This is a genomic window from Labilithrix sp., from assembly GCA_019637155.1.
Classification (GTDB): domain Bacteria; phylum Myxococcota_A; class Polyangia; order Polyangiales; family Polyangiaceae; genus Labilithrix.
The window spans coordinates 1-13081 of the sequence record JAHBWE010000042.1; the positions used below are offsets into that span (position 1 = coordinate 1).

Annotated in this window: 9 protein-coding genes; 6 read left to right on the forward strand and 3 right to left on the reverse strand. The window is 67.6% G+C overall.

From position 1 onward, the window contains the following. Nucleotides 1–1959 precede the first annotated feature (1959 nt). A complete protein-coding gene (locus tag KF837_44685) occupies nucleotides 1960–2169 on the reverse strand; it encodes a hypothetical protein (GenBank protein MBX3234473.1) in 210 nt (69 codons plus the stop codon). 125 nt (nucleotides 2170–2294) lie between these two features. After that, nucleotides 2295–2771 (reverse strand): hypothetical protein, encoded by a 477-nt coding sequence (locus tag KF837_44690; protein ID MBX3234474.1) that lies wholly within the window; start codon nucleotides 2769–2771, stop codon nucleotides 2295–2297. Between the two features lie 692 nt (nucleotides 2772–3463). Here KF837_44690 and KF837_44695 point away from each other — a divergent pair. Next, nucleotides 3464–4387: a hypothetical protein gene (locus KF837_44695; GenBank protein MBX3234475.1), complete on the forward strand. Its 924-nt coding sequence runs from the start codon at nucleotides 3464–3466 to the stop codon at nucleotides 4385–4387. A gap of 304 nt (nucleotides 4388–4691) precedes the next feature. Here the strand turns inward: KF837_44695 and KF837_44700 are convergent, their stop codons facing one another. Then, a complete protein-coding gene (locus tag KF837_44700; protein MBX3234476.1) occupies nucleotides 4692–5732 on the reverse strand; it encodes a serine/threonine protein kinase in 1041 nt (346 codons plus the stop codon). Between the two features lie 64 nt (nucleotides 5733–5796). Between KF837_44700 and KF837_44705 the strand changes: the two genes are divergently transcribed. From KF837_44705 to KF837_44725, 5 genes are read left to right on the forward strand one after another with little or no spacing between them, the layout of a single operon-like run. Further along, entirely contained in the window at nucleotides 5797–6234 is a 438-nt protein-coding gene (locus KF837_44705) for a CesT family type III secretion system chaperone (GenBank protein ID MBX3234477.1), read from the forward strand. A 2-nt stretch (nucleotides 6235–6236) separates the two neighbouring features. After that, on the forward strand, nucleotides 6237–7073 hold the full coding sequence (locus tag KF837_44710; GenBank protein MBX3234478.1) for a PspA/IM30 family protein: 837 nt from the start codon (nucleotides 6237–6239) through the stop codon (nucleotides 7071–7073). A gap of 18 nt (nucleotides 7074–7091) precedes the next feature. Beyond that, complete coding sequence (locus KF837_44715) at nucleotides 7092–9956, forward strand: cation-translocating P-type ATPase (protein ID MBX3234479.1); 2865 nt, start codon at nucleotides 7092–7094, stop codon at nucleotides 9954–9956. Between the two features lie 21 nt (nucleotides 9957–9977). Next, nucleotides 9978–10955, forward strand: coding sequence for a hypothetical protein (locus KF837_44720; protein ID MBX3234480.1), 978 nt, complete (start codon nucleotides 9978–9980; stop codon nucleotides 10953–10955). Nucleotides 10956–10967: 12 nt separating this feature from the next. Next, entirely contained in the window at nucleotides 10968–13028 is a 2061-nt protein-coding gene (locus tag KF837_44725) for a hypothetical protein (GenBank protein MBX3234481.1), read from the forward strand. Nucleotides 13029–13081 lie beyond the last annotated feature (53 nt).

Below are 13081 nucleotides of genomic sequence, written 5' to 3' on the forward strand. Positions count from 1 at the left end.
AGGGGAACATGTGAAGTTGCAATTGCGACGAGATGGCGGTCAAGGTCTGGCCACTGACGGGCATACCATCGTTGTCGAGCCAAGCCCGTATCGGAGTGCTCCCGACGGAGGTCAGCATGTCTCCGGGGTCGAGCCACACTGTCGGAACCGGCGGCGCAGGCCCGTCGTGAGGCGGATGGCCCATTTCCCTTCCGAGAACTGACGGGGGCTCACTTCCGCCCGCCTTCGACTGAGAGGCCTCGCTGATATTGGGCTCGGAACGTGAAGCCGTCTCGCGCGAGCACGCTCCAGTCCACACCATGAGCAGCGCACCAACAATTGCGTTCTTCACTACATCCTCCATCTTCAGTCGCCTGGCGACGCTAGTGCGGGATAACCGTAAATAGCCCATTGAAGTCGTGGTCCTGATAGTCATAATTATCAGGTGTATCCCCCGTCCCGTCCGGCACCTTCGCCGCAGCGACGGTCCACACTGAGGACAGACCGGCCGGCGGAGATCCTGGGCTAGGATCGCGCTCATGGTCTTGAAGAGTAGAGGGGTGGTACAGTGTGCCGACATGCGGACCCATGCAGAAGTTGTTCTGACTGCCACGAGGATTCGCCATATTGCTATGACCACATGTCCAATAGCCGCCAGGCATATTTCCTCCCTGACCGGTATACTCGTTTCGGACATCCAGAAACATGTGTCCGAACTCGTGCGCCACGCCCTCATAGTCGTCAAATAGCTCTGCTTTATATCAATCCTAGGAACAGGGAGGGACGCGTATGTAGCGGTGCCCGATACGTTGACAAAACAGAGGTCGCATGGCTGGCCGCCACAAGTACCAGAGCAGGTCGCGCCAACATTGTTCCACATATCAAACTGCTTGAGGACGATCCTTCCCTCGGTCTGCCCATAGAACTGTCTCGCCGCTCTCAGTAGCGTATCGCTAAACATCGCCTTGTTCGCTGCTGTGCCGTTGAATGCGATGCCGGCCCTAACGTTGCGGTACTCTGTGCTGTACATTCTGCTGTACACAAGATCGAATTGGCCTGCACCATTGTGTGAGTTCACTACAATGTACCAAGTGCCAGGATTCGTGCAGAGGCCAGGGTTGGCGAAGGAGAGGAACTCCTGAACGTTCGAACTGTAGCCCCTGTAGTCATAGACGCTCAATGTTGGCAGCGCGTTGCAACGAACGTATACGTCGAAATCTTGATTGGCTGTTCCCCAGGTGGCGATGTTACTAGGAACGAGCGCTCGGCCAATCCATCCACCTTGGCTCGCGTTACAACACGCCCTCGCCGCACCGATGCGAAAGCCAGACCTGGTGACACTTCCATCCGTATGAAATACGAAGTCGTAGTGCTTTGTCTGGGGTGTCCAGGGTCCCATGGAATACCATCCGAGCCGGGCATTCCGGTTAGGTGATGCACGAGCATGGAATACCCACCATCTTCTTGGATGCGGATGTCTAGATAGTCCCAATAGGCTTCTGTATCGAGCGTATCGAATACGAAAGTCGACTTGTGCCACCCGTCGACTCGCCACAAATTCCCTGCCGTGGTGCAAGTTGTTAATGTAGTTACCTGCCACACAGCCTGGGCCAAAGCAGTTCGGATTCAGCGGCAACTCGTCGGAGTTGTATCTGTAGTCAACATGCGTCATCGTCGGACAGATCGAGCAGACGTAATCGCTGAACGGCTGTGCGCGGGCGTCCCGATGCCACCCGAGTACGACCAATATGAACGCGAGGGTTGTAAGTACTTTTCGAAGAGACGAGTGCCGATGCGACATGTCGACACCTCGTTGCGCTTTGAAGGACGTTTGGACAATCGAGCGGCTCGCAGCTTGTGTCCAATCGTCAGCTAGTGCGGGGCGTGGAGGCCTGGTTGCAACCATTTAGATTCAATTGCGCCTCTAGTCGCGACGCCGACGATGACCGTAGACCACTCGGTCGCTGCTAAACATTGCCCCTAGGGGGTGACGGCAAGGCGTTTCAGTTCGGATAGAAGGTGGCCGTGCAGGCCCGCGCGTCGTGTCGATTCGTGTAGCATCGGCGGCGCGGAGGATGACCGCGCCCGTGGCTTCCGGGGGCTGACCTCGACGTCGCCCTCGAACAGGTCTTGGCGACCATCAGCGTGCGCGCGCTTCGTCGCCTGCTCCGCCGCGTCGAGCTGATCCATGACTCGCGCTGCTCGTTCTTCGAGAGGCCGGACGGCTTGGGCTTCGCGACCGGCTTCGCGACCGGCGCCTTCGCCGGGACCGCCGCCCGCGCGCGCCCCCTGCGTACGCATGGTACCCTCCCGTGTCACCCGAAGCCCTCGAACGAGAGAATGCCGGTCGTCACGCGATCGAGGAGATAGCGATCGTGTGTGAGGACAAGGAGCAAGCCTTCGTCGGTGAGAGGAACTCCTCGAGCGCCGAGAGCGTGTCGGTGTCGAGGCGTTCGAGGGGCTCGTCGAGGACCAATTTCGCGGCGGAGGCGAGGAGCTCTGCAAGCGCGAGGCGCGTGCTCGCAGCCCGAAAGTGCGCCGACCTTCTTCCGCTGCGCGTGGGAGTCGAACATGAAGCGCTCGACGTAGCTCCTCGGATCGACGCGCTCCTTGTCGAGGCTCGGCACCGCGCGCGCCACCGCTCGAAGATTTGAGAGGTTCGGGTCGAGCGACGCGCGCTCCTGATCGAGATACCCCACGCGCACGCGGCGACCGAGGTCGATCGTGCCCTCGGTCGTGACGTGCTTGCCGAGCGCGTCGGGATCGCCCGCGGCGGCGAGGAGCGCGCGCATGAGCGTCGTCTTCCCGCGCCGTTCGGTCCGAGGGTGCCGAGGCGCTCGCCGCTCGTCATCGCGAGATCGAGCTTTCGAACGAGAACGCGCTCGCGCATCTTCACGTCAGGCCGCGCACGTCGAGGATGCTCTTGCCGCCTCCGCGACGCCGGCGCCGAGGAGGAGGCGGCGTCCTTCGGCGCGGACCGGCTTCGCCGCCTTCGCCTCCTCGGCGCGTTCGAGCACGCCTTCCGTTGGTCGTGCGTGCCAAGCCCGCGCGCAGGCGTGCTCGGGGCGCTGAAGAGGCTGAAAATCGCACGGTAGATGACGTCATGCGCATCGATGACCTCTCTCGTACGAACAGCTCCTGTCGGCACTTCGGCGCGTCCTTGGTGACGAGCGTCGCGCTGTCGCGGCGATGCTCGCCTACCTCGTCGAGGTCGAGAAACGGCGGATCCATCTCGAGCAAGCATGCTCGTCGCTGCACGACTTCTGCACGCGGAAGCTCGGACTCAGCGAGGACCAGGCGTCGCGCCGGATCGCCGCCGCGCGAAGCGCGCGCTTCCCGGAGTTCGTCGAGGCATCGGTGGCGTCCGCGCCCACGCCGAGCGCGCAGCCCCTTCCCCTCTCGGTCGAGCGGTTCCAGACCATGTCACGGCGACGGTGGAGCTGCGCGACAAGCTTGAGCTGGCGCGCGCGCTCTCTTGCGACACGTGAATCCGAATGGCGACCTCGCGGTCGAGATCGAACGCGCGCTCGATCTCGAGCTGGAACACCTCGAGAAGACGAAGCTCGGAAAGGTGAAACATCCGCGGCGGCGACGGAGCAAGGGACGTGCGGATCCGAACGACGTCTCGCGCGAGACGCTGCGCGAGGTGCACGAGCGGGACGCGGGGCAGTGCACCTTCGTCAGCGCGGACGGCGAGCGCTGCCCGGCGCGAGAGTGGCGCGAGGTCGATCATCGGCAGCCGCGCGCGCTCGGCGGCGACGGTACGATCGAGAACGTTCGGATCCTTCTGCCGCACGCACAATCGACTTGCTGCGGAGCAGGCCTTGGCACCGAGCACGTCGCGCGCAAGCATCGAGGAAGCGCCACGCGCATCGTCGCCGCTGCTGCCGACCGTAGTGCGCAACCGAATCTGGTCGGCTCGCGAGCCGAGACGGCGCACCGGCCGCGCGTGCGCCGCTCCGGCGGCGACGCGTCCGTGAGCGCAGCGGTCGAGAGCGATCCGGCGGCCGCCGAGATGGGTATCGCCAAGCTTCCCCACGACACGAACGCGGCTGCGAGGACGGACGGTGCCATCGCGACGGACGATGACCGCGCGAGCGCACCGGCGGCGGCGGACGGCGCAGCCGCGATGGCCACGCATGCCCACGACGTGGACGCGCTCCGGCAGCGGCGAGGACGGCGCCATCGCGACGAACACGCATGCCCACGACGTGGACGCGAGCGTCGGTTCCGCGACGGCAGCGGCCGGGGCGGGAGCGGTTCAGACGATGGCGGCAAGGCTGATCCGCGACGGCGCGGATCGCTCAAGCTCGCGCCGGCCGCTACGACGAGCGGACACCGCGAGAGGTCATGTGCTTCGCACTCGTCCGCCTCGGGTTCCGGGACCGAGACGTCGGCGCTGCGCTGACACGACTCCGCGGGCCGTGTGGTCCGAACCGCTCGATGTCGCTGTGCGCGCTGCGCTCCGTCTGCTTGCGTAGAGCAGCCGACGCATGCGAAAGAGGCCTGCGCGTGTCGCCAGCGTTCGGTCCGGGTGCGTGCTGTAGCTGGGGCTGGGTTGTGGGCTCTGGGGTGGGGCCGTGGCGGGGATGCGGGCGCGATGCGGAGCGAAAAGGCAGATCCTCGCGACGCCGCATACCAAGGCGTGGCGGCGGACTGGAGAGTCGTGCACGCCTAAGTAAAGAGCACGAACGGCCCGCCGGGCTCGGGGGTCAGCGTCGCCGGGACGGGGGCGCGAGCGGCGCCGGGGCGTCGAAGCCTGCCGCGGTGACCTCGGTGTGGTCGTCGCGCATCGAGTAGGGGGATGCTGGAGGGGGGGGCGGGGGCGGGGGCCGACGGGGCTTGTTGCCCATCACGCGGCAGACCTTGCGCCAAGCGTCGAGCGCCTCCATCGCGGTGCCGTAACGCTTGTCGCGATCGCGCGCCATGATCTTGAAGAGGTAGTTCTCCATCGCCTTCGGCCACGTGTCGCCCGTCGTCGAGGCGAGGGTCGGCGGATCGCGATCGAGCTTCAGCGCGATGAGCGTGAGCGCGTTCGAGCCCTCGAACGGGAGGCGGCCCGTCAGCGCGCGGAACGCGACCGCGCCGAGCGCGTAGAGGTCCGCGCGCTCGTCGACGCGGGCCGAGCCGCGCACCTGCTCCGGCGCCATGTACGCGAAGCTGCCGAGCGTCGCGTCGAACGCCGTGAGCGACGGCTCGCTGCGGCGAGAGGCGTTCTGCTTCATCTTCGAGACGCCGAAATCGAGGATGCGCGTGCGCTCCTCCGGGTCGCCGCCGCGGATCTCCTCCGGCGTCAGCTTGCGCTTCTCGATGAAGAGGTTCGCCGGCTTGATGTCGCGATGGACCACGTGAGCATGGTGCGCGGCGTGGAGCCCCTGCAGCGAGTCCTCGATGATCGGCGCGACCTCCGCGAAGGAGAGGTACTGCTCGCGGCGCAGCCGCTCGTCGAGCCCCTCCCCGACCAGGCGCTCGAACGCGATCCACAGCCGGCCGTCGCGCTCCTTGCCCGAGCCGAGGATGCCGGCGACGTACGGCGACGCGATCTTCTTCGCGATGTCCGCCTCACGGTTGAAGCGCGCGACGAGGTCCGGGTCTTGCGCGGCCCGCTCGTGCAAGATCTTGAGCGCGACCTTCTCTCCACCGCGGCCCTCCGCGGCGTAAACCTCTCCCATGCCGCCCTGACCGATCAGCCGGCGGATCTTGTAGACCCCGCCGATGAGCGATCCCGGCGAAAGGCCAGGCTCTGAAGGCATCGCTGCGAGCGTAGCAGCTCTTTTCGTTGAAGGGCACTCCGGACGAACTTACGCTGGCGTCTACATGCGAAGCGTGAACGACGTCGAGGCGTACCTCGGCAAGATGAACCGCCGGTATTCCCCGGTGGACGATCAACCTGGGACCTTCCTCGTTCATGGAGGCACGAACATGCCTCCCACCGCGCTCCGCGTGGACCCGCCCCTCGTCGTCTTGCGGGTGCATGTGGGAGACGTCGAGGACAACGAGGAGAACAGCGACCTCTTTCGGAAGCTCCTGACCCTGAACGCCAAGTCGCTCATCCATACGAGCTTCGGCCTCGAGGAGAAACGCATCGTCCTCGTCGCCGCGCTCGAGCTCGAGAACCTCGACTACAACGAGCTCGAGGCCACGCTCGACGAGGTCGACGTGACCCTCGCCCAGCAGGTGCCGAACCTCGTCGAGCTGTCGAAGGCAGCGTCGATGCCCCCGTCCGCTCCGAAGTCCACCAGGAAGGAGTCCTGACCATGGGCGTCTTCAGCCGCCTCGCTCAGCTCATCAAGTCGAACCTGAACGACCTCATCTCCAAGTCGGAAGACCCGGAGAAGATGTTGAACCAGGTCGTCCTCGACATGAACAACCAGCTCGTCGAGGCGAAGAAGCAGGTCGCCGCCTCGATCGCGGACGAGAAGCGTCTCGCGAAGCAATACGAGCAGGAGATGGCCCACGCCGCGGAGTGGGAGCGGCGCGCGATGATGGCGCTCCGCGCCGGAAACGAGGAGCTCGCGAAGGAGGCCCTCGCGCGGAAGAAGGAGCACGACCAGCTCGCCGACACCTTCAAGGATCAGTGGACGAAGCAGAAGAACGCCGTCGACAGCCTGAAGAAGGCGCTTCGGATGCTGAACGACAAGATCGAGGAGGCGAAGCGGAAGAAGAACGTCCTCATCGCCCGGAAGAAGCGCGCGGAGGCGCAGAAGGCGATCCAGGAGACGATGCACGGTCTCAAGGACCAGAGCGCCTTCGAGACCTTCGAGCGCATGGCCGGCAAGATCGATCAGATCGAGGCCGAGGCCGAGGCCGCGAACGAGATCCAGGAGGAGTACACGGGCGACATCCTCGCCTCGAAGTTCTCCACCCTCGAACGGAACGCCGGCGCCGAGGACGACCTCGCCGCGCTGAAGCGCAAGATGGGCATGCTCCCCCCCGAAGAGGCGCCCCCCGTGCGCGCCGAGGCGCCGAAGCGCGTCGAGGCCCCCGCCCCTCCCCCCGTCGCGTCCCGCAGCGAGCAAGACGAGCTCGCCGCGGCCCTCGAAGAGATGGAAGCCGAGCAACAGCAGCAAGAGCAGCGCAAAGCCGGCCGCTAGAGTAAGGTAGCGCCGCTCGTGTCTACGGAAGCGGCGCCCATTTCTGCAGTCCCAACATCGGAGAAGGGTCCTCCGACCGCGGTTCACGCCGTCACGGTCGAGGAGCTCGTCACGAAGCTCGACGCCGATCCCTCCGCCGGCCTGACCGAGGCGGAGGCGTCGAGCCGCCTCGCGAAGCAAGGTCCGAACGAGCTCCCGAGCGCGCCCCCGCCCTCCGCGTGGAAGCGCATCGTCGCGCAGTTCGCGAACCCGATCGTCCTCACCCTCCTCGTCGCCGCCGTCATCGCGACGATCAACGGGCTCGGCGCGAACAAGGAGTCCTTCCTCGCGCGCTACGGCGACGCGATCGCGATCGGGCTCATCGTCGTCCTCAACGCCGTGCTCGGCTTCTACCAGGAGCGGCGCGCGGAGCAGGCGCTCGACGCGCTGAAGAAGATGCAGACGCCGAACGCGCGCGTCCGCCGCGGCGACGTCGTGAAGGTCGTGCCGGCGAAGGAAGTCGTCACCGGCGACATCCTCGAGCTCGAGGCCGGCGACGCCGTCGCCGCCGACGCGCGCCTCATCCTGACGATCAACCTCGCGACGCAGGAGGCCGCGCTCACGGGCGAGTCGCTCCCGATCCAGAAGGACGCCCGCGCCGAGCTGCCGGACGACGCGCCGATCGGCGACCGCGCGACGATGCTGTTCACCGGCACGTCGGTCGTGCGCGGAAAGGGCCGCGCCGTCGTCGTCGCGACCGGCAAGGACACCGAGCTCGGCAAGCTCTCGACGATGCTCTCCGAGTCGGAGCAGCAGAAGACGCCGCTCGAGGAGCGCCTCGATCACTTCGGCAAGCGCATCCTCGTCGCCTGCATCGCGATCAGCGCCTTCATGTTCGCGTGGGGCCTCTACCGCGGCCAGACCACGTGGCAGGAGCTGCTCCTCGCCGCGGTGAGCCTCGCCGTCGCCGCGATCCCGGAGGGGCTCCCCGCGATCACGACCATCACCCTCGCGCTCGGCATGCAGCGCATGGCGAGGAAGGGCGCGATCGTCCGCAAGCTCGCCGCGGTCGAGACGCTCGGCGCCGCGACCGTCATCTGCTCCGACAAGACCGGCACCCTCACCCAGAACGAGATGACGGTGCGCGAGGTCTACGCCGGCGGCATCGGCTACAACGTCACCGGCACCGGCTACGACCCGCGCGGCGAGATCGTCGACGCGGACGGCAAGGCGGTCGAGTGCTCCGAGCGCCCCGCGCTGAGCGAGCTCCTCGCGACGATCACGCTCGTGAACTCGGCGTCGCTCGAGCGGAAGGACGGCCAGTGGCGGGTCGTCGGCGATCCGACCGAGGGCGCGCTCCTCACCCTCTCGGCGAAGGGCGGGCTCCCGAAGGAGTCGGTCGCGCCTTCGCACCAGCTCCTGCGCGAGATCCCGTTCGACAGCGATCGCAAGCGGATGACGGTCATCGCGCTCGACGAGACGGGCAAGGAGATCGCGCACACGAAGGGCTCCGCCGATGTCCTCATCCCGCGCTGCGTCCACCAGCTGACGAAGGACGGCCTCGAGGCGCTCGACGACGAGAAGCGCAAGGTGATCCTCGCCGAGGCGGAGCGCATGAGCAGCCAGTCGCTCCGCGTCCTCGCCGTCGCGCGTCGCGATCTCCGCGGCGGCGTCGGCGACCTCGGACGCGCGAGCGCGCCGCCGCCGTCGAGCGGGAGCGGCCCGTCCCCGAGCGCCGACGTCGAGCAGCGGCTCACCTTCCTCGGGCTCGTCGGGATGATCGATCCGCCGCGCGTCGGGGTGAAGGAGGCGGTCAAGGCGTGCGCCGACGCGCAGGTGCGCGCGGTGATGATCACGGGCGATCACAAGCTCACCGCGGTCGCGATCGCGAAGGAGCTCGGGCTCTGGAGCGAGGACGCGATCGCGCTCACCGGCGCGGAGCTCGACCGGCTCGACGACGACGCGCTCGCGCGGCGGATCGATCACGTGCACGTGTTCGCGCGCGTCACGGCGGAGCAGAAGCTCCGCATCGTGAAGGCCTTCAAGGCGCGCGGCGAGATCGTCGCGATGACCGGCGACGGCGTGAACGACGCGCCCGCCTTGAAGGAGGCCCACATCGGCATCGCGATGGGCAAGGACGGCACCGACGTCGCGCGCGAGGCGGCGGACATGGTGCTCGCCGACGACAACTTCGCGACGATCGTCGACGCCGTGCGCGAGGGGCGCGCGATCTGGCGCAACATCCAGAAGTTCATCTTCTTCCTCCTCTCCTCCAACGCCGGCCTCATCGTCACCGTGTTCGTGGCGAGCCTCGTCCCGCGGCTGGAGGGCCTCCGCCCGCTCATGATCCTCTGGATCAACCTCGTCACGAACGGCCTCCCCGCCCTCGCGCTCGGCGTCGATCCGCCGGATCCGACACAAATGATGGAACCGCCGCGCAGGTCGACGAGCGGGCTCCTCAGCCCGCGCGACTACCTCGGCATCGCCACCGTCGGCGTGCTGATGGGCGGCCTCGCCGTCGCTTGCTACTTCTGGCCGTGGAACGCGGCGCCGGAGATCTACCAGGACTACGCGCGCGCGATGGCGTTCTCGCTCCTCGCGCTGTCGCCGCTCTTCCACGCCTTGAACTGCCGCTCCGCGACGGCGTCGATCCTCGTGCTGCGTCCGATGCTCCCCCTCGCGCTCCTCATCGCCGTCCTCGTCAGCGCCGGGATCCACCTCATCGCGATCGTCGTCCCGTCGCTGCGGGAGGTCTTCCAGACCTTCGAGCTCGGCGGCTACGAGTGGCTCATCCTCCTCGCGTTGTCCGCCTCGATCGTCCCGATGATCGAGATCATGAAGGCGCTCCAGCGCTTCGGGATCGTCGGGAAGGACCTGGGCCCGATGTCGCGGCGCGCGCCATAGGGTCGCTGATACGATCGGAGGATGTCGCTCCTCCGCGCTTCGATCGCGCTCGTCCTCGCCGGCGTCATCGGCGTCGCGACCGCCTGCAGCACCACCGAGACCACGCCGCGGCGGAGCTCGAGCTCCGGCGACGACGACGACGACGATGACGACGACGACGGCAAGAGCAGCACGTCGAGCAGCGGCGGCGCGGTGACGCCGTCGGACTACGCGACCGAGCTGTGCGCGCGGTTCGACCGCTGCAGCCCGGGCGAGGTGGAGGCGGAGTGGGGCGACGCGAAGACGTGCGCGACGAACCACGAGAAGGACATCGCGCCGCTGCGCGCGGCGGCGAGCACGGGGATGACGGCGGCGGCGCTCACCGCGTGCGCGAACAAGCTCAAGACCGAGCCGTGCGACAAGCGCATCGACCAGATCGCGGAGTGCGAGTTCAAGGGCAAGCTCGCCGCTGGCGCCGACTGCTCCAATGACGTGCAGTGCGACACGGGCTCGTGCATCTACGCCAACGCCACCGCCACGTGCGGCAAGTGCACGGCGCTGGGGGCGGAGGGCGCGGACTGCGCGAACGCCGATTGCGCGCGCGACCTCTTCTGCAACGCAGAGGACAAGTGCGTGAAGCGGATCGCGGCCGGCGGCGACTGCACGCAGGGTCCTTGCGAAGGCGACCTCCGCTGCGTCGGCAGGAAGTGCACCGCGCCCGTCGCGAAGGACGCGACCTGCACCGAGCCGGCGAGCGAGGAGGACGAGGAGCCCTGCGCGTTCGGCTCGTTCTGCTTCGGCGGCACGTGCAAGCCGTACCCCACCCCCACCGCGAAGGCCGGCGAGGCGTGCAGCCCGACGATCGGCTGCATCAACGGCTACTGCAACTTCGACACGAACAAGTGCGCGGCGTACGGCGTCGAGGGCGCGAAGTGCGAGGCCCCCTGGGACTGCCAGCGGCCGCTCGACTGCATCGACGACAAGTGCGCCTTCGACAATGAAGTGACGACCTGCAACTGATAACGTGCGGCCATGGATCGCCGCTTCGTCCTCGCCTCTCTCGTCGTCCTCGCCGCGTGCGGCGGCAAACAAGAAGCGAAGACGCCCGCGAGCGACGCGAAAGAAGAAGAGCACGAGTCGATCGGCGACGTCGCCGCGGCGCAAGGAGGCATCGCCGCGCTCGGCGGCGCGGGCAACCGCGAGCAGGGCACCGGCACCGAGGTCGCGTTCGCGGGTCCGCTCCGCCTCGAGACGCTCTCGAAGAAGAACCCGCCGAAGCTCGACGGCGTCCCGAAGGAGTGGCACGCGCGCGCGGCGGCGAAGGAGAAGATCGAAGGGAAGACCGACGACCTCGGCCTCGACGTCGCGGTGCAGGCGAGCGACGACACGCTCTGGCTCGCGGCCGAAATCGCGGACCCGAGCCTGAAGCGATCGAAGAGCTACGCCGACGGCGAGGATCACGTCCGCGTCGTCCTCGCCTTCCCCGCCGGCCGCGGCGTGCTGAAGGCGTACGAGATCGGCTTCTGGCCGGGCGTCCCCGGCAGCTCGCCCGGCGCGGTGAAGTGGATCTCGGGACCGAACGCGGGGCAGAAGGTCACCGGCGCGAAGCTGGTCGAGAACGACGTGAAGGGCGGCGTCACCTTCGAGGCGACGGTGCCGTGGTCGTCGTTCGCCGAGGCGGCGTCGACGCGCGTCGGCCTCCGCGCGACGTTCCGCTACCACGACGACGGCGGCGGCGTCCTCGCGACCGGCCCCGGCGGCGCCGACAAACCGAACGAGCTCCTCGCGCTCCCGATCGCGGCGGAGGCGGCGGTGGTCGAGGGCCTCCTCCAGCAGAAGGGGCTCGCGGGCACGAAGCCGTCGATCGACATCTACGCCGACGTCGCGGGCGACGATCGCAAGGAGCGCATCAGCGTCTTCGGATCGTTCATCACGATCTGCGGCCCCGGCTACCGCGGCGGCAAGCAGTTCTTCTGGCGCGAGCTCGTCGGCGAGATCGTCACGCTCGAGACGGGGGCCATCGTGCTCGGGCGCCCGAAGGAGGAGGTCGTCCTCCGCCGCCGCGTCACGCAAGGCCAGGCCGTGCACGAGCTCCTCGAGCTGTGGTCGATCCCGCAGGGCAAGGAGGAGCCCGACTCGGTGTTCGCGCACCAGGTCATGGTCATCTCGAGCGACGGCAAGAAGAAGGTCACGAACGCGGTGCACCTCGGCGCGAAGCAGATCGAGGTGACGACCGAGCCCGCGACGGGCTGGGACGCGGGGAGCTTCAAGGAGCCGCTCGCGGGCAACGGCGTCGAGCCGATCCTCTTGCCGTGGGGCGCGGTGAAGTCGAAGACGTTCAAGATCGAGAACGGCAAGGTCGCGAGCGCGACGGAGGTGCCGCAGACTCCGGCCGCCGCGCCGAGCACCGCGACCGCGAGCGCGACGCTCCCGAAGGACGTCCCCACCCCCGCGGTGACGAAGCCGTCGGACAACTCGAAGGCGGTGATGGACGCGTACATGAGAGACGCGAACGTCGCCGCGGGCACGAAGCCGAAGTTCGACCTCGGCGTGAACGTCGACGGCGACGCGACGCCCGAGCGCGTCGCGCTGTTCGGGCGGGACCTCGTCGTCCTCGGCCCCGGCTTCAAGGGCGGCAGCGGCTACGCGCGCCTCACCCTCACGCAGTTCAACGAGGACAAGGACGTCGGCGAGCTGACCGCGCGCGATCTCGACGGCGACGGCGCGGCGGAGCTCATCGTGCGCGGGGAGCGCCACGTGAAGGTCGAGGCGCAGACGGTCGAGATCGACGCGCTCTTCGTCTACCAGGTGAAGGGCGGCAACATCGCGCGCGTCTTCTCGATCGAGACGGGCCGCGAGGTGTCGGGCAAGCGCGTGCAGGGCCTCGTGCAGTTCGTGCCGGCGAAGAAGGGCAAGGGCTTCGACATCGACGTGCGGCCCGGCACCGCGAAGGGCTGGACGAAGGAGAGCTATCCCTGGCCGCAGGACAAACCCGGCTCCGGCGCCGCGATCGAGCCGCTCCTCTTGCCGTGGGGCGGCGTCGCGAACGTGCGCTACGCGTGGAACGGGACGCAGTTCGCGCCGGCGCAGTGACGCGTCAGAGCTGCTTCTTCGAGCACTTGCTCTCGTAGGGGGCGATCCACTCC